The organism is Flammeovirga sp. SJP92, assembly GCF_001583495.1.
In the GTDB taxonomy this organism is placed as follows: domain Bacteria; phylum Bacteroidota; class Bacteroidia; order Cytophagales; family Flammeovirgaceae; genus Flammeovirga.
The window spans coordinates 696825-713674 of sequence record NZ_LQAQ01000093.1 but is presented as its reverse complement, the minus strand read 5'-3'; the positions used below and the strand labels follow the sequence as shown (position 1 = coordinate 713674).

16 protein-coding genes are annotated in these 16850 nt (G+C 34.5%); 5 read left to right on the top strand and 11 right to left on the bottom strand.

All coding sequences use genetic code 11. The annotated features are described in order from the left end of the window. Positions 1-29: 29 nt before the first annotated feature. From AVL50_RS23645 to AVL50_RS23605, 10 genes are all read right to left on the bottom strand, one after another. The gene (locus tag AVL50_RS23645) at positions 30-1022 is read right to left on the bottom strand and encodes a S41 family peptidase (RefSeq protein WP_157491508.1); all 993 of its coding nucleotides are present in this window, start codon (positions 1020-1022) and stop codon (positions 30-32) included. A 123-nt stretch (positions 1023-1145) separates the two neighbouring features. Then, positions 1146-1958 (bottom strand): LytTR family DNA-binding domain-containing protein, encoded by an 813-nt coding sequence (locus tag AVL50_RS23640; RefSeq protein WP_062619066.1) that lies wholly within the window; start codon positions 1956-1958, stop codon positions 1146-1148. Between the two features lie 161 nt (positions 1959-2119). Then, positions 2120-2623 carry a cysteine hydrolase family protein gene (locus tag AVL50_RS23635; protein WP_062619064.1) on the bottom strand — a complete coding sequence of 168 codons (504 nt, stop codon included), beginning with the start codon at positions 2621-2623 and terminating at the stop codon, positions 2120-2122. Between the two features lie 318 nt (positions 2624-2941). After that, the gene (locus AVL50_RS33135) at positions 2942-3121 is read right to left on the bottom strand and encodes a hypothetical protein (RefSeq protein ID WP_157491507.1); all 180 of its coding nucleotides are present in this window, start codon (positions 3119-3121) and stop codon (positions 2942-2944) included. A gap of 237 nt (positions 3122-3358) precedes the next feature. Then, complete coding sequence (locus tag AVL50_RS23630; RefSeq protein WP_062619062.1) at positions 3359-4735, bottom strand: BatD family protein; 1377 nt, start codon at positions 4733-4735, stop codon at positions 3359-3361. Beyond that, positions 4729-6480 (bottom strand): VWA domain-containing protein, encoded by a 1752-nt coding sequence (locus tag AVL50_RS23625; RefSeq protein WP_062619060.1) that lies wholly within the window; start codon positions 6478-6480, stop codon positions 4729-4731. The genes AVL50_RS23630 and AVL50_RS23625 overlap by 7 nt, the downstream gene beginning before the upstream one ends. Continuing rightward, positions 6477-7466 carry a VWA domain-containing protein gene (locus tag AVL50_RS23620; RefSeq protein WP_062619059.1) on the bottom strand — a complete coding sequence of 330 codons (990 nt, stop codon included), beginning with the start codon at positions 7464-7466 and terminating at the stop codon, positions 6477-6479. The genes AVL50_RS23625 and AVL50_RS23620 overlap by 4 nt, the downstream gene beginning before the upstream one ends. Further along, positions 7459-7956: a DUF4381 domain-containing protein gene (locus tag AVL50_RS23615; protein WP_062619057.1), complete on the bottom strand. Its 498-nt coding sequence runs from the start codon at positions 7954-7956 to the stop codon at positions 7459-7461. Before AVL50_RS23615 ends, AVL50_RS23620 begins: the two co-directional genes overlap by 8 nt. 2 nt (positions 7957-7958) lie before the next feature. Beyond that, positions 7959-8891 carry a DUF58 domain-containing protein gene (locus AVL50_RS23610; protein WP_044212566.1) on the bottom strand — a complete coding sequence of 311 codons (933 nt, stop codon included), beginning with the start codon at positions 8889-8891 and terminating at the stop codon, positions 7959-7961. Positions 8892-8902: 11 nt separating this feature from the next. After that, positions 8903-9877: a MoxR family ATPase gene (locus AVL50_RS23605; protein WP_062619055.1), complete on the bottom strand. Its 975-nt coding sequence runs from the start codon at positions 9875-9877 to the stop codon at positions 8903-8905. A gap of 660 nt (positions 9878-10537) precedes the next feature. Between AVL50_RS23605 and AVL50_RS23600 the strand changes: the two genes are divergently transcribed. The 5 genes from AVL50_RS23600 to AVL50_RS23585 all read left to right on the top strand — a co-directional run bounded on the left by AVL50_RS23600 (position 10538) and on the right by AVL50_RS23585 (position 15856). After that, positions 10538-11941, top strand: coding sequence for an MBL fold metallo-hydrolase (locus tag AVL50_RS23600; protein ID WP_062619053.1), 1404 nt, complete (start codon positions 10538-10540; stop codon positions 11939-11941). An 87-nt stretch (positions 11942-12028) separates the two neighbouring features. Beyond that, positions 12029-12883, top strand: coding sequence for a hypothetical protein (locus AVL50_RS23595; RefSeq protein WP_062619051.1), 855 nt, complete (start codon positions 12029-12031; stop codon positions 12881-12883). A gap of 88 nt (positions 12884-12971) precedes the next feature. Further along, a complete protein-coding gene (locus AVL50_RS23590) occupies positions 12972-14453 on the top strand; it encodes an SDR family oxidoreductase (RefSeq protein ID WP_062619049.1) in 1482 nt (493 codons plus the stop codon). Between the two features lie 607 nt (positions 14454-15060). Further along, positions 15061-15183: a hypothetical protein gene (locus tag AVL50_RS33740; RefSeq protein WP_256366135.1), complete on the top strand. Its 123-nt coding sequence runs from the start codon at positions 15061-15063 to the stop codon at positions 15181-15183. A 346-nt stretch (positions 15184-15529) separates the two neighbouring features. Further along, a complete protein-coding gene (locus tag AVL50_RS23585; RefSeq protein ID WP_062619048.1) occupies positions 15530-15856 on the top strand; it encodes a nucleotide pyrophosphohydrolase in 327 nt (108 codons plus the stop codon). A gap of 63 nt (positions 15857-15919) precedes the next feature. Here the strand turns inward: AVL50_RS23585 and AVL50_RS23580 are convergent, their stop codons facing one another. Then, positions 15920-16660 (bottom strand): shikimate dehydrogenase, encoded by a 741-nt coding sequence (locus AVL50_RS23580; RefSeq protein WP_062619046.1) that lies wholly within the window; start codon positions 16658-16660, stop codon positions 15920-15922. Positions 16661-16850 lie beyond the last annotated feature (190 nt).

Below are 16850 nucleotides of genomic sequence, written 5' to 3'. Positions count from 1 at the left end.
TTGTCTTTTTAGCGAAGTCAAAATTAGAATTACTTCGACTTTAAATCGATACTTTCCAACACATATTCAAGTGCCTTATCTGATTCAACATAGACATCAGGAGCAACGCCCACTTTATCCAATCTTGATCCATTGTAAGTTTGATAATCTGCAATTGGAATAAAGACATTAAAATGCTCATTCACTTCAAATGAAGCTCCACTTAGCATTGCCCCTGCAGATGGTGTACCTACCAATGTGGCAATTTTTTGTTCTTTGAGTAAGTAGATCAATGGTTCACACGCACTGGCTGTATTTTCATTGACCAGTACATATACTTTTCCTTTAAAAGTTGGATTATTATGAGAAGGAATCACCATTCTAAAGGCAGGGTTTTCCATAAACATTTTTGAAATGCCAGTATAAGTGAAATCCATCAAAAAGGGCAGGGAAGTGATTTCCTCAGCTGTAGCAGGTTTTGTGTGATTTGTATACCATCCTCTGGTGAGGTAAACCCCTGCATCGATAGGATTGTGTGTTAAAAACTGACCTAAAATAACTGGAGCATCCAACGAACCTCCTCCGTTGTTTCTTAAATCAATAATTAAATTTTCGAAAGTATCAGTTCCAATTTCTTGAAGTGCTTGGTACATTTGATGAGCCCCTCCAGCAAAAGAACGAACATCAAGATAAGCGGTAGAATCGTTCATTTTTTTCCATGACAGTTTTTCTATTTCATCTTCTGATGCTGTTGTCGTTGACTTTACTTTTTTAAGATAAAAGTGCGTAAAAGAAAGGGTATTACACTGTCTGTTGAAAGTTAAATAAAATTCTTTTTCATCAAGATTCAACGTTTCTTCAGCGTACATATGATGCTTAAATTTGATAAAACTGTCTTCTTCTAACCATCTCGGATTTGCCACTCTTTGTTCTAATAGTTGAAATACTTTATCAAGAAAGGCTTTGTGTTCTGATTTATTTTCTTGAGCAATTGATGAGAAAGTAATAAATAAAGCGATGAATAGAATTGTGATAGATTTCATAATAATTTCGTTTTGATTAAACACTGATTCAAAGGTATTTCAATGAATTATTATGAAAAAATGGGAGTGATGAGCTTGAAGTTTAAATGCCGAAATTGAACGCCTAGGGCTGTTTTTGAAGGGTTAGGGATGAAATTGAAGCTCTTTTTTTAATGCGGAGAAATATTTTGGTGAGACCGGAACTTCCATTTCTATGTGATTTAAAACGGCGGCACCTTTTCTAGTATTTCCTTTGAGTTCGCTGATGAAAACAGTGTTGATTAAAAAAGAACGATGTACTTGAGTAGCCATCGGCAGTTGATCAAAAAGTTTACTTAATGTGCTTCTTAACGTAAACTTCTGCTGTTCGCCATTTTTTGTATAGAGAAAAATATCAATATAGTTGGATTGAGATTTCGCCATGACAAACTCATCCCATTCAAATTGAATTTGCTCATTGGTATTAGCTCCTTCTATACAGATCAGTTTGTTTTCTATTTTCTCTTCACCCATCAAAATCTGTCCAAAACGGAAACGTAAGTAAGCCCAAAATGTGATGAAGATACACGCGAACGGCAAGCCATAATAAATATTCCAATAGAACAGTCCAGCCAAAGTAGGTTGAACATCATTCATCACATAACAGTTGTATAAATAGCATAATAAATTGATATAGAAAAAACCGAAAGTAAGGACGAGTACCTCATTGAGAAACTTCCATTTTTGATTGTGTTTTTTATACCATATTTTTTCAACAGCATGTATACTTAATAAGGGTATAATCACACATAAACTATAGCCGGCAAGTTTCAAATTTTTGTAGGGAGCATTGTAGGTATAAGTATCAAAAGGTTGAAGCAATATCAAAATAATACTTATAAAAACGGATAGAATAAGCGTGATAAAAATAGTGTTTTTCCAAGAGGAAGTGAAAGAGATGATTTTGTTAGCTTGCATATTTATGATTAAAAAGTCTTAGTCTTGAAAGACTGATTTCTAGCTCGTTTAAAGATAGATGAATCTATTCAGAGAACAAAAATCAGCATTAAAATGTAAAACAAAAAAAGCTCTTATCCCTCTGAAAGGAATAAGAGCAATATCTATTAGCTATTCTATTCTTATTTATAATCTTCAATACTATTGATCACCGTAACTCTTTCAGTAAGTGCAACCAATGCAACATTATGAACCATTTCATTTGGAGCAGTACATGCATTGCCCACTACAGTGACATTGTATTTTTCAGACTCTTGTGAAATTGCAGTATGTGTTACGCAGTTTTGAGTCATGATACCAGTGATAATTAAATCAGTCACATTATTTTCCTCTAAAACAGCTTCTAGATTAGTCTCCTTAAAACTGTTGGCAAATGTTTTTGTAACGATAACTCCATCTTTTAAGTAAGGCTGTAAATCAGCGTGAATTTCACTTCCTTCAGTACCTTTTACCAAAAATCCTTCAGGTGCTTCATGTTTGATAAATACAATCAGGATTCCTTCTTGTTTTGCTTTTTCTATCGCTTTTATGGTAGGTTCTACTATTGCAGTCGTGTTGAATTGAGGGTAAATTCCTCCTTCAAAATAATCATTTTGTACGTCGATGATGATTAATGCTTTTTTCATTTTCTATCTATTAATTGAATATGTATTTGATGTCGGCTATTGGAATTTTAGCCAGAATATTTTTTGAAGGTTTTTGATTAATCTACTGAATCATAATAATCTCCTTCTAATAAAGTACTTGATGTTAAATCATGGATTAACGATTTAAAGAATTGCAATGCTTGTGAAATAATCTTCATATTTAAAATAGTGTTTCCTTATTGTTTTTGAACGATACAAAGGTGCGGGTTTTAGCAAGGAATTTTTTATACGAATTGGGATTTGAATTACACGAAATCGTTATAATTAAGAATTGATATTTGTTTAATTTTTAGGTTGTTATTGAACTTTAAACTCAGTTTTAGAATATTTATGGTTATTAGAAATCAGGAGATTTACGGTGATCTGTAAGGCATGAATGACACTGACGCTTAAAACATTCACGCCATTAGACATTCTACCCAATTCGGTTAGTAGTGCTTTCCTCGGTCTTGAAGGGAAAAGCGTTAAGAATTTCATGTATTGAGCCGTTAAAAATGATTTTCCTGTTTGAGCGCAGCGAGTTTTAAATCATTTAGGCGAGAGGAATGGAATTTAGCTTTTGACTTCTAAGCCTAGATTTTTTGCTTCGTTTTTCATCAATGGAAAAATGAAGAAGAAAGAAGCTTGAAAGTAGACTGTAGAAATTCCAGTAGTAAGATGGATTGAAAGTTAAAAAAAGGCTCTTACATCTCTGCAAGAACCTTTCTTCTATAATTAAGGATTCAACTCCTCCAAACGCTTCGTTTTTCTTTCCTTATAACTCTTCTTCTTTTTCACTTGAAGAATAATTTTTCGATCCCAATTTAATTGGTCCAATAAGGCATTTTGAAGGCTTTTTGGAATCACCGTTCCACCTTGACTGTATTTGATATCGGAAATTTCAGAAATCAAATCACTCAGCTTGTGCGTCAATACAGCTTTATAAAGTGTTTCTCTGTAATTGCTTACACTTTGATTGGGCAGGGTATTGATCCACTGATAGAAACTTTGAATGCTTTGCTCGATATTTCCTTTTTTGATATCACTTCTTAGCTTACTGTAAGCTTGTTTTTCCTTGTAAGTGGAAGTCGAACGGATATCCTCCAGTTTCTTTTTGATCTTGGTGATTGGTCTGTATTTATACAATAACCAAAGAATCACTAGACCTAAAAGAATATATTCCCAATGCTGAGGTACGTAATCTCTCCATGTTTTTTTAGGAGTTGTATCTACTTCTTCCGGAACTTGATTGAGTTTATTCAAACTGTCCTGAAGTGATTGCAACATGCTCAAGTTGGGATTTTCTTCAATGGTGATGGTTCTGTTTTTTGAAGAAATATCTTTCGATTTTTTGGTGTAAGGATTATAGTATCGAACTGTAATTCCTGATACTTCAAATTCACCTGCTTCTTGCACAAGGTAGGTGATTACTTGCGTTTGCGTACCCGAAATGTAATTGTCCTTATTGTAATTACTATTGGTTGGGTGCTCTGGATAAACGCCAGCCCAGTTTAATGAATCATAAGTTCTCACCGGAATCATTGGACCAAGCGTGTTACCCGCTGTGATACGCACCGTTCTTTTGAGAACATCACCCACTTTTACTTGAGACAAGTCTTTATTCCAAGTATCAGAAATTCTTACACTAGAAGCGACCAGCCAAGATTTTGGATCTTCACCCACAGGTGGAGGAACCACTTTGATCGACTTTTCTTTGGTATGAAGCGTATGTTTTTTTCCTTTAAAGTCTCCTGGGTCAGGGGTAGTTACCTCCAATTCCAAAGAAGGAAATACGTTTTCACCAGCGGAAAAAGGAAAGACCCAATACGTTTGTTCCACTCCTGAATACTGATACTTGCCGATCTGTAAAGAGTTCGGAATCGCTCTGCCGTCTTTAATCATTAAAGCATTAGGCAGTTGAAAATCTTCAAAATTCAATCCTTCCGTAAACCAAGTAGTGGTGTAGATGGAAAGCTTCACTTTGAAAGGCTGTCCTACCATTACTTCCTTCTGATTGATGGTCGTAGTGGTAAACAGGTTGACTTTCTTTTGAGCGTAAGTATTCAATGCCCAAAACAACGTCAGTACGATTATAATGCTTTTTCTTACCATGACTGATCTGATTTTTTAGGCTTGTCTTCATCAGTGAGGTACTGATACTGAAATTTCTTTTTGAGATACATCGAAGGGTCCAATTTCACCTGACGGATCATACTTGCCTTGGACTGCTGTTTGGTTTCAGAAAACTGCATCTCCAAGAGTTCCTCCATAGTAGGATTCACTTCTTTTTCTCCCATTTCTTGAATGGTTTCCCCTTCTCCTTCCCCTTTTCTGTCAGAATGTTGAGCAGATTCCTGTTCAAGTTCTCCGGCTTCAGGTTCGTATATTTTTCCTTTTAAAGGATCTTTTTCGTTGATTTTACTGCCTTCTGACATGTGAATATTGATCATACGAACTTGTTCAGATGCAATGTTGAGGTTTTTCTCCGCTTCTTTAAATTGAGGATCAATATCTAAAGCCATTTGAAAGGCTTTTTGAGCAGCTTCCCAGTTACCTAATTTGGCTTGAGAAACACCCAAGTTGTACATATTATTGGCGGTGATGTCTTCCGCATACGCATCTGCCGCTTTCTCATAATCTCCCATTTTGCTGTAGGTATAACCTGCTTGAGATTGATCAGAGAAAGTTACTGCTGCTGTGGCTGTATCTCCCTTATCCAATAATTCTTGAGCCTGTTGATCTCTCGTATAAAAAAGGTCTTTGGCTTTTAAATCGTCTTTTGGCAATTGGTCAATACTATCACAACTGATAAAGAACATTGGAAGGAGTAAGATCCAAGTCCATTGTACTAAAAGTCCTTTTCTAAACCAGAATAATAGGAAAAACGCAACCACAAACGAAAGGTAATACCCAGCATCTACCCAATCCTCTTCCGCTTTTGTGCTATCCTTAGTGAAGACCAAATTGTCTTGGATATTCTTTGCGTAAAGCTCCACATCAGTGTTGTCCAATGTGAAAGGCGTAAGGTTGACATGTGGCATGGCAATCGCATTTTGGAGTTGAGCTGTATTTAGTCCAACCGTGACTGCTTTACCATTTTTATCTTTTAAAATTTGATTTCTATACGTAGGAATATGTGCTCCCTGAGGAGTGGCCAATACCAATAAGTTGTATTGATCTTTGGTGTTACTTCTTTGACCAAAAGCTTGTACATCAGAAGCGTTGATATCATCCGTAATGATCCATACAAAACTTGGTGCATCTGTATTTTCTAAGATTTTATCCGTAAGATCTAATGCATCCGGCAAGTTACTTCCTTGCAATGGCATACTACTAGGACTTAAAGCATCCAAAGTAGAACGGAAGGTTTTGTAATCTTTGGTAGGAGGTAGTGCTTCGTGAGCAGAACCCGCAAATACCACCAAGCCGGTTTGTACACCCTGATTGATTTTCAAATAATCCTTGATCTTCATTTTGGCTCTTTCCAATCGGCTAGGGCCAATATCCGTTGCCAACATCGATCTACTCATATCGAGTACAATGACTACTTTGGCTTCGGTTTGATTACCTGGCTTGTCTACCCTTTTCCAAGTAGGACCTGCCATGGCAATGACTAAGATACTTGCTGTGAAAATCATCAGCATTTTAGGAAACCAAGCTCTCTTTTTATTGCCTTTGATCAATAGTAAATTCAATAACTGTGGGTTGATCAATTTCTTCCATCCTTCAGATTCACGAATAGAAATCCATGAAAGGATAAACAGAATACCTACCGGAACTAATGCCCACAAATAATCGGGTCTTATAAAGTGAATGTTGGTCGAAAACCCTTCGAAAAATGCTTCTATTTCTTTCATGATTTTCGTCTGTTAAGTGATGAGAAAAATTGAACAGTGATAGTAATAAACTGCAATGAAAGTGCGAGGACAAATCCAACTGCTAATGGAATATAGAACAACAAACGAGTAGGTCTGTAACCCTCATCTTCAAATTGAATCGGTTCCATTTCATTCAGCTTGTCGTAGATGGTATTGAGTTCCTCTACATTTCCGGCATTGAAATATTCACCACCTGTATTTTTAGCGATCATTTTCAAAGTCTTATCATCCAATTCGTATTGGGAACTTTTCTTTGTACCAATACCAATCGTATAGATTTTGATGCTGTCTTCGGCCGCCATTTGAGAAGCAGTGATCGGTACAATTTCACTACCACTGTCTTGACCGTCGGTCAGTAAAATCATCACTCTTTGATCGATAGAATCTGCTTCAAAAACTTGAGTGGACAATGCAATAGCATTACCAACCGCCGTTTTATGACCTGCCATACCGATACCTGTTTCATCTACGGTATGTTTGATAATATCCAAATCAGGTGTGAAAGGCAGGGCAAATACATCACTACCAAACATCATCAAACCGATGCGGTCACCTTCTCTTTTATCTATAAAATCAGTCAATACATTTTGAACAGCTTTCCATCTCGTGATACGATTACCGTCGGCATCAAACCAATCGGTGGTATTCATACTCATCGAAATATCAGCAGCAATCAACATGTTTCTCGCGTTCTTTACTTTTTTGGCAGGTTCGCCAATGTATTGTGGGTTGGTCATTGCCGTTACTACACAACACCAAACTAGAAAGTTGACGAGGTACTGAAACCATTTTCTTTTTAAAACTGTGGCACTTTTTTGAGGTTTCAGACCAGTAGCTTCTGTCAATTCATCAAACTTAGGATAGTACAATGCATCTTTTTTCTGTTTGTATGCAGGGACTAACCACCATATAAGAATCGGCAGGGGAAGCAGTGCAAACATCCACGGGTAGGCTAACTCATACATGACTTTTAATCCATTTTTTTGATGATTGAATCAATTGCGTCAGTGTTTCATCATGATCGGCGGAAGGCTTCATGTAGGCTCCATTGATCAGTAAATCACTTTCTTTATCAGAAAAATTATTTTTCCAATGTGTATTTAAAAAAGCAACCCATTCTTCACCGTTCAGATGTGCTACCTGATCACGGTCGTAGGAAGTCAGTGCTACTCTTTTCAGCGTGCTATTCACCTGAAAAACACTTTCCTGTAGGGATAACTTTTGATTGATTATTTTATCTAAATCCTTATTCGCTACTCTTCTGTAAGTAGAATTAAGGTAGCGATTGTACTCTCTGATGCTTACGATCAGTACCAATAAGACGGCTATTCCACCCAAGATATACCATCCTGGACCGGTAGGAGACATGTCTACCTTTTCCGGAGGAATAAAGTCCAATACTTCGCTGGCAAGCTGTGTAGAGTCCTTTAGGAATTGTAAGGAATCTTGAGGCATAATTAATGGTCTTTTAGTAAATCACGAAGCTGATCTGCCGGTCTTTCGTTGGTATTGAAAGTGAGTACAGGTATACCGTATTCAGCAAACTGATCTGTGAGCATTTCTTTTTCGTTCGCAAAAGCCTTTTGATGTTTCTCTCGGACTTTTTTCATACTGTTTTCAATAGAAACCTGACGGTCCGAATTGGAAAGGGAAATGGCTCTCAATGGAAGTTCTTTTTCCCAGTCATCTTCAATATGAAAAATCATAACATCGTTGTGTCTTTTCAAGTTGAAAATATGATGAATGGTTTTGTCTGAAATTCCTCTAAGATCGGATAAAATGACGATCAGGTAATCGTGATTGACTGTACTTCTAACTTTTTGAAAAACACTTTCCAAAATCAACGTTTTGGACTGAGGAGGTTGTTGAGCATTCAATTGATTGTTGTAAACTTCTATGGTTTTCAACATCGAAAGAATGGCCGTTGAACTTCTCTGAGGTCGGATATTTTCAAATTTTGTGTCATTGAAAACAAACGCACCTACTCGGTCTCCCACATCTACCGTTCTCCAAGCACCAAGTGCTGCAAGGTGAGCGGAAACAGTCGATTTCAAATAGCTTTGTGTTCCAAAAAACATGGAAGAAGATTGATCCACCACTAAAAGAACGGGGCGTTCTCTTTCTTCTGAAAATACTTTGGTATGCGTTTTTTGAGTACGTGCCGTCACTTTCCAATCAATGTTTCGGATATCATCACCCGCAACATATTGACGAACTTCCTTGAAATCTAAACCTCTTCCTCTCATCGCTGATTTATGTCGGCCTGCCAAAAGCGATTGCACTTTGTATTTTGGTAAAAAGCTGAAGCCCGATGCTTCAAACTGCATACCGTGCAATTCATGGAGGGTGACATAACCCGATGTTGGATTTTCTTTTTCTGATTTACTCATAGCAGAAAGGGTTAAGCGACCGCTACTTTGCTGATCAGTTCATCAATGATTTGTTCCTTGGAAATTCCTAAAGCGTTGGCTTCGAAACTGCTTACAATTCTGTGACGGAACACATCTTTGATTACCTCTTGAATATCTTCCGGCTTCACAAAATCACGTCCATTCAACCAAGCCTGTACTCTAGCTACTTTGTCCAATGCGATTGTCGCACGAGGAGAGCAACCTACATCGATCCATTTTGCTAAATCTTCGCTGTATTTTTCAGGAGTTCTTGTAGCGTAAACTAATGCTACGATATATTTTTCAATCGCCTCAGAAACGTGTACTTCTTGTACCTCTTTACGAGCGTCAAATACAATTTCTTTTGGCAGTTTATCTTTTGCTTTAGATTCTTTCTTTTCTCCGGCAGATTTCTCTTCGTTTCTTACCAAACGTAATACTTCTAATTCTGCTTCTTCAGAAGGATAATTCACGATAACATGCATTAGAAAACGGTCCATTTGAGCTTCAGGAAGAGGATAAGTACCTTCTTGCTCAATAGGGTTTTGTGTTGCCATTACAAAGAAAGGTTTCGGTAACTCGTAGGTATTACCCGCTACAGTCACTTGTCTTTCTTGCATGGCTTCCAATAAAGCCGATTGTACTTTTGCAGGAGCACGGTTGATCTCATCCGCTAGGATTAAATTGTTGAAGATAGGTCCTTGTTGGAACACAAAGCTTTCTTCACCTTGACTTTGGTAAATTTCTGTACCTGTAATATCTGAAGGTAATAAATCGGGAGTGAATTGAATTCTACTCAACCCTAAATCCATATTTTTTGCTAAACTATTAATGGCCCTTGTTTTAGCCAATCCAGGCAGACCTTCTAACAGTAAATTACCATCTGATATTAAACAAGAAATAATTCGGTTGACCACTTTCTCTTGGCCTATAATTGATTTGGAGATCTGTTCTTGTAACTGTTGTATAGATTCTAATGCTGTCACGGTAGTAATATTTTGTAAATATAATTAAGTTATTTAATTGTTTGTTCTTAAACAAAATAACGTTTAAGGACAAACAAAGTTTTTTCATTAAGAATTATTATTCCGTAGAATGAAAAGAGAACACTCAAATTTATTAGAAATAGAAGGGGTTTAGATTAGTAAAATTCTCATTTTTAATGGTTAGGCATTTTACCTATCCGCTTTCTATATGACTAGAAGTTAATGATTTATTACTAAAATTAAGTTTCTGTCCCAAAGAAATTGTGGCTCTTATTCTGCTTTTTTTCAAATATGAATTTTATAGTTGATAAGACTTACAGTAGAAAAACTTATTGGGTTTAATGTTCTTGCCTTATTTTCAAGCCCTGTACTTTTGGAATATACATGACTATCTGTCAATGAATAGATAAGTTGTTTTCTATTTTGAGCCACATACTTATTAAATTAATATGTAATACTTATTTTTATGTTAAATAGGGTTAAAAATATCAAGAGTAAAATGAATTGATTAATATTTGATAATCATATGTATAGATAACTATTTTTCTATTAGAGACAGCTGGAAGTAATTATTACATTTCAAACTTTAAGAAAATAACTATATCAACTTCAATCACTCAAACATAGAGTATGTTTTACATGCTATAAATTTTTAATTCAATGACTAAGACATTATTAAATTCAGTTCTTTTATTTTTCTATTGTATCAATAATGTATACTCAACGGACTTACCTGAAATAGATGTATTATTGAAAAAAATGAATTATCAGGATGGTACTATTTCATATCATGTAAAAAGTAGAGAAACAATCCATCAGTTTGGGCATTATTCAAAACCTGAAGAATATAAAATTTTGCTGTTTGATACTGAAACACGTTATTCTGAAGGTAAGATCTTTTCGAAGGTTATTTATGAGTATAATGGAAATAACTTTTATCAATATTCGTATACTCATCAGCAGAAAAAGATAGTGAAAAAGTTTGGTAGTGTTGATGTAAAAGCTTCCTCTTTAGAGGACCAATTAGTGTATTTCAGCAATATCTATCTTTTCTTGAAAGCAATAGATAGAAATCAATGTTGTATAAATAAAAAAGGAAAGGATATTTTTTCATTTATCAGTAATGGGATTGAATATTTTTTTCATATCAATAAAGAAAACTTAGTTGATGAGATTTTTTACTATTACTATGATAATGTATATGGTGATTCAAAAAAGAGCATTTCATTTTCTGATTATAGGAAAGTAAAAAATCAACTTTTACCTTTTCAATTAGAATATAGAGAAAATGAATTATTGTTGAGAGTAAGTGAGGTAGAGCACTACTCATATAGTGACAGATTAGAAAATGAGGTATTGACTCAATTGGAAATAAAGATTCAAAATGACTTTGTATTTAATCAAATCACTGAAGATTTTTGGCAAATTGAACTACCTGCCTTTAATGTAAAAACTTACTTATATAAAAATTATGACAAACTATTATTATTTGAAGCTCCCGTTGAGTTATCTATCAATAGAAAACTAATAAGAGCAATAAAAACGAAGTTTGAATTACCGATAGAGGCGTGCTTTATTTCTCACCATCACCCTGATCATGCAGGTGGTGTACTGGCTTATGTTGAAGATGACATTCCTATTGTAACGACGAGTAAAAATGTAGAGTACTTTAAGAAGCTAGCTAAAAATAAACATTCAATTGGTTTAGAAAAGCCATTTATACCTAATGGAAGCTATGATCAATATTTAATAGTGAAGGAAGGTAAAATACAGCAATTATTTGGTATTAAATGCCAAGAAATAGGGGCAAAGACAAGCCATACAGAAGAGTTCTTAATTTTTTATTTAGAGGAAGAAAAAAGTGTGATAGTAGCAGATTTAATTCTTTTTCCTGAAGAAAAGAACTTAACAATAGGAAAGAGAGGAATAGGTCTCTATGAAGCAATCCTTGCATCAAAAGTAGTTGTAGAAAAAATCTATACAAATTGGCCATTAACCGGACAGCAAAAGTTTGGTGATTACTCAGCTTTTGAAAAAGCAGTTAAGCAAAAAATTGAGAACTAAAATAGTATCGCCTTAGTCTCCTTAACAATCTCACTTCTACAAATATTTGTGCTCTAGTTTTTTAATTAGACTTCAACATCAACAACAATGAAAAAATATATAACGCTTTTCTTTTTCTTTCTAATTTTCAATTGTTATGCTCAAGTGGTTTCAAATGATATACAAGTCAGAATTTATGAAGCTGAAAATAGCAATAATGTCCTTTTTATTTTTCCAGGTTTTGGAGAATCTATTGAACATATAGAACAACATTTGAATATTCATGGAAAAGCAATTGCCAATCATATATCAATTGTTTATATAGGTTTTAATCGAAGGCTTTTTTTGGAGGAAGAAGAAAAAAGAGCACTGGGGAAAAGAATTTCCAGTTTAATACAAGATAAGTTTACTGATCATAAAGCTTTTATTGGGGGCTTTTCGAGTGGTGGAAATGTAGCTTTAATAGTTAGTGATTATTTGCAGAGAGCAAATATGGTTTCAATTGAAGGGTGTTTTATTGTTGATGCGCCTCTTGATTTAAAAAACCTATACAAAGTAAATGAAACGAAAATACGTCAGAACTTTTCAAAAGTCGCTGTAAATGAAGCTAGGTACATTAATTCCATTTTAAGTCAGATTACGATCAATAATTATAATTACTTTAACCAGAATAATAAAGAATCGAAGCTTTCTAAATCATTGATCTCAAATACTAAATTTTTATTGATAAGTGAATACGCTCCATTGTGGTGGAAAGAAAACCGTGGAGTAGTTTTAGAAGAAACAAACTTCCATACACTTACATTATTTGATGAATACTTAAGGACACAAAAAGCAAAAGTTGATTTTCAAAAAACGATTGATAAAGGATTCAGAAAAAATGGAGCCCGACATCCTCATTCTTGGAGTATATTAGATCATAATTATTTGATTAATTGGGTGTTAGAGGATAAAATAGATTAAAATGAATAAGTTTCATAATAAATAGAGTGTTTGACAACAAATTACTCACTAAGCTTGTTTATTGTTGTACAACCCAATCACAATAGACATGAAAATATTACTTACCGGATCAACAGGATATATAGGAAGACGTTTGTTGCCTTTATTAGTAGAGGCAGGGCATGAAGTTATTTGTGTGTGTAGAGACCCGAGGCGGTTTGATTTTGAAGACTTCGATTATTCTTTCTTGGATTCGGTGACAGTGGTGAAAGGTGATTTACTTAATGCAGATTCCTTAGAAAATATTCCGAAAGATTTTGATGTAGCCTATTACTTGGTGCACTCCATGAGTAACTCTTTTGCTGATTTTGAGAAAATGGAGAAAACAGCAGCGATTAACTTTAGAGATTTTATCAAGACAACAGAATGTCAGCAAATTATTTATTTGGGAGGAATAGCCAATTGTTCAAAGTTATCAAGACATCTTCAATCAAGAGTAGAAGTAGAGCATATATTAGGTGAATCCGGTAGTGCATTGACGGTATTAAGAGCAGCGATAATTATTGGTTCAGGTGGAGCTTCTTTTGAGATCATTAGAGATTTAGTGGAAAAATTGCCTGTGATGGTGGCCCCAAAATGGCTTTTGACCAAATGCCAACCCATAGCGATTCGTAATGTGATGGATTATTTAATGGGAGTGATGCTAAAAGAAGAAGCCTATAATAAAGTATTTGATATTGGTGGTAAAGATGTATTGAATTACAAGGACATGCTTTTGCAGTTTGCGAAAGTAAGAGGATTACAAAGACGGATTCTCGTAGTTCCTGTCTTTACACCTAATCTGTCTTCTTATTGGTTGTATTTCGTGACATCCACGACTTATTCTCTAGCAAGGAGTTTAGTAGAAAGCATGGGTAATGAAGTGATCTGTAATGATAGTGAGATTCAAAAAATCGTTCCTGTAAAGCTCTTAACTTATGAGGAAGCATTAGAAAGCGCTTTCCAGAAAATTGCTCAAAATGAAGTAGTATCAAGTTGGAAAGAATCTATTATTGGTCCAGTACGTGAAGATTTCTTGGATATGATTCAAGTACCTAAATATGGCTGTTTTGTGGATTTTAGGAAATACCCAATTGAACGTCCTGTTGATGAAGTATTGGATAATGTATGGGCTATTGGTGGTGAAAGAGGGTGGTATTATGGTACATGGCTTTGGAAAATTCGTGGCTTTATGGATAAAATGGTAGGAGGTGTTGGATTAAGAAGAGGAAGAAGAAGCCAATACGATTTGAAAACAGGTGAAGCATTGGACTTTTGGAGAGTGATCTTAGCAGATAAAAAGCATCAAAGACTATTGTTGTTTGCAGAGATGAAATTGCCGGGTGAGGCTTGGCTGGAATTTAGAGTGAAGAACAAAGACGGAAAACAATGGTTGGAACAAAAAGCGACTTTCAGGCCTTTGGGAGTTTGGGGCAGATTGTATTGGTACTTAGTATTTCCATTACACATGTTTGTCTTTCCAGGCATGGCCAAAAACATTTTAGCTTATCAAGATTCACATCATGTAAAAAAGCGTCTAAAAGTCACTTAATTACAAAGAGTTACATTTTTGAAGAAATTTTATTGGAAATTCTAGAAATTAAAACATTAACAATTTATTAACATTGAAAATTTCGATTAAGTGTACAGTCAGACACTTGCATCAATTCTATAAATGATGCGTGTACACTTCTATTTCTTTTTCCTTTTATAAATTTAAATATCGAAATAAAATATAATAAAGTGTGTAAATGAGCATTATTAATATTTCGTTTATATAGCTTTTAATTGTATAAACACACTTTATTAATTCGAAACTTTCCTACACCTTTGTCGTGTAATAATAATGAAAACAAAATCGAAAACATTTAAACAAAAAGAAAAATGAATAAGTTAGAAAACACAATCGTAATAATGACTCCAACAGGATTTCCAGTTGTAATTAAAACAGTAAAATAATTTGTATAACAATTAAAATAAAAGAATCATGAAAAATACATTCGTAACAATAACACCGACAGGTTACCCAGTAGTAATCAGAAAGTAATTAAAACTATATCAAGAATTAAAATTTTAGAATTATGAAAAATACAGTAATCACAACAACCCCGTCAGGTTTTCCAATAGTAATTAAAACAAACAAATAAATATTTAAAATTATGAAAACAATTATAACAGTAACACCAGCAGGCTTTCCTGTAAGAATTGCGGTAGCAGAGCCAAAAGCAAAAGTAGAAACAATCTCTAAAGAGATAAAGGGTACGGTTAAGCAAGGAGCTTAAACAATACCCGACTTTCCAATCGGTGGAAAGTCGAAATATGATAATGATTTGATGCCCTTGAGGGCTTTTTTTATGCCCAATTTTTTTTCAATTAAGAACTAGTACCTATTTCAAAATAGCACGTCTCATAATTTTATTTTTACCCTTCCAAATTACTGTCCTCTTCATTTTTTCCATTGATCTATGAAATTCTTAACGCTTTTCCATTCAATGCCACTAGGAGGAAAACTGCAAGTAAAAATCAAATCACTAATGAATTATGAGTAATATTTTATCGTTCATTTTCTTAATTCTTCATTGTTAATTTTTAATTCCTTTATTTTACCCCAAAATAAAATAAGAAATCATGACACTAGAAGAAGTACAAAAAGTAGTTGATGAATGGATCAACACTACAGGCGTTCGCTATTTCAATGAACTGACAAATACTGCTATTTTAATGGAAGAAGTGGGGGAAGTGGCTAGAATTATGTCTAGAAAATATGGGGAGCAATCTTTCAAAAAGTCTGACGAAGAAGTGGATTTAGGTGATGAGATGGCAGATGTACTATTTGTATTGGTTTGTTTAGCGAATCAAACGGGTATTGATCTGACAGAGGCATTAAAGAAGAATCTTGAAAAGAAATCAATCAGAGATGCTGACCGACACAAAAATAATGAGAAATTGAAATAATAATTAAGAATGTAGAATGAAGAATTAGGTCTACATTCTTCATTCTACATACTTCATTCAAATTTAAAACTCTCCGTTCCAAATTTTCCAAGAGGCTTCTGCTTGTCCAATTAGCATATCCAAGCCATTTAAGGTTTTTGCACCATTTTCAGCACCTAATTTCATGAATTCGGTAATAGATGGATTATATACTACATCAAAGAAGTAGTGATTTTCAGTCGTCAATTCATAAGGCAACTTGGGAGCAATTCCTTCATTAGGATGCATACCAAGAGGAGTAGTATTGATCACTAAAGTGTGAGTGGCGTAAATCTCTTCTGTAATATCAGCATAAGAAATACTTTCCTCAGTTCTATTTCTAGACACATATTGATAAGGGATGTCCAAATCTTCTAAAGTTACTTTGATGGCTTTTGAAGCACCGCCTGTACCTAAAATCAAAGCTTTGAATTTTGTATGAGGTAAAAACTCTAAAAGTGATGTTTTAAACCCGTAATAATCTGAGTTGTAACCTGTTTTTGTCCCGTCTTCCTCAAATTTAATGACATTGACTGCCCCAATTTTACCTGCAGTGGCAGGGTCCAATCGATCTAAGTAAGGAATAACATCCTGTTTGTAAGGAATAGTTACATTCAGGCCAGTTAACTCAGTATTGGAAACTAAATCAGAGAAAATGTCAATTTTTTCAAGCTCGTAAAGTTCGTATTCGCACCCTTCAATTCCTTCCTTCTGGAATTTTTCTGTAAAGTATTTTTTTGAAAAAGAATGACCCAAAGGGTATCCTATTAAACCAAATTTTTTCATAGTTTCAATTATTTTGGGTTACAATTTACGAACAAGTTTTATTTTTATCATCTTCCACCTTTCTCTTTTACTGTATTGTAAGATTACCTTCTTGTGTTAAAGTGAAAATCAAAAATGAGCATAAATCTCCATTTTGTCACTCATGTAATGAAACTGAACTATTCCTCAAAAATATTGTTGTATAGTGTAG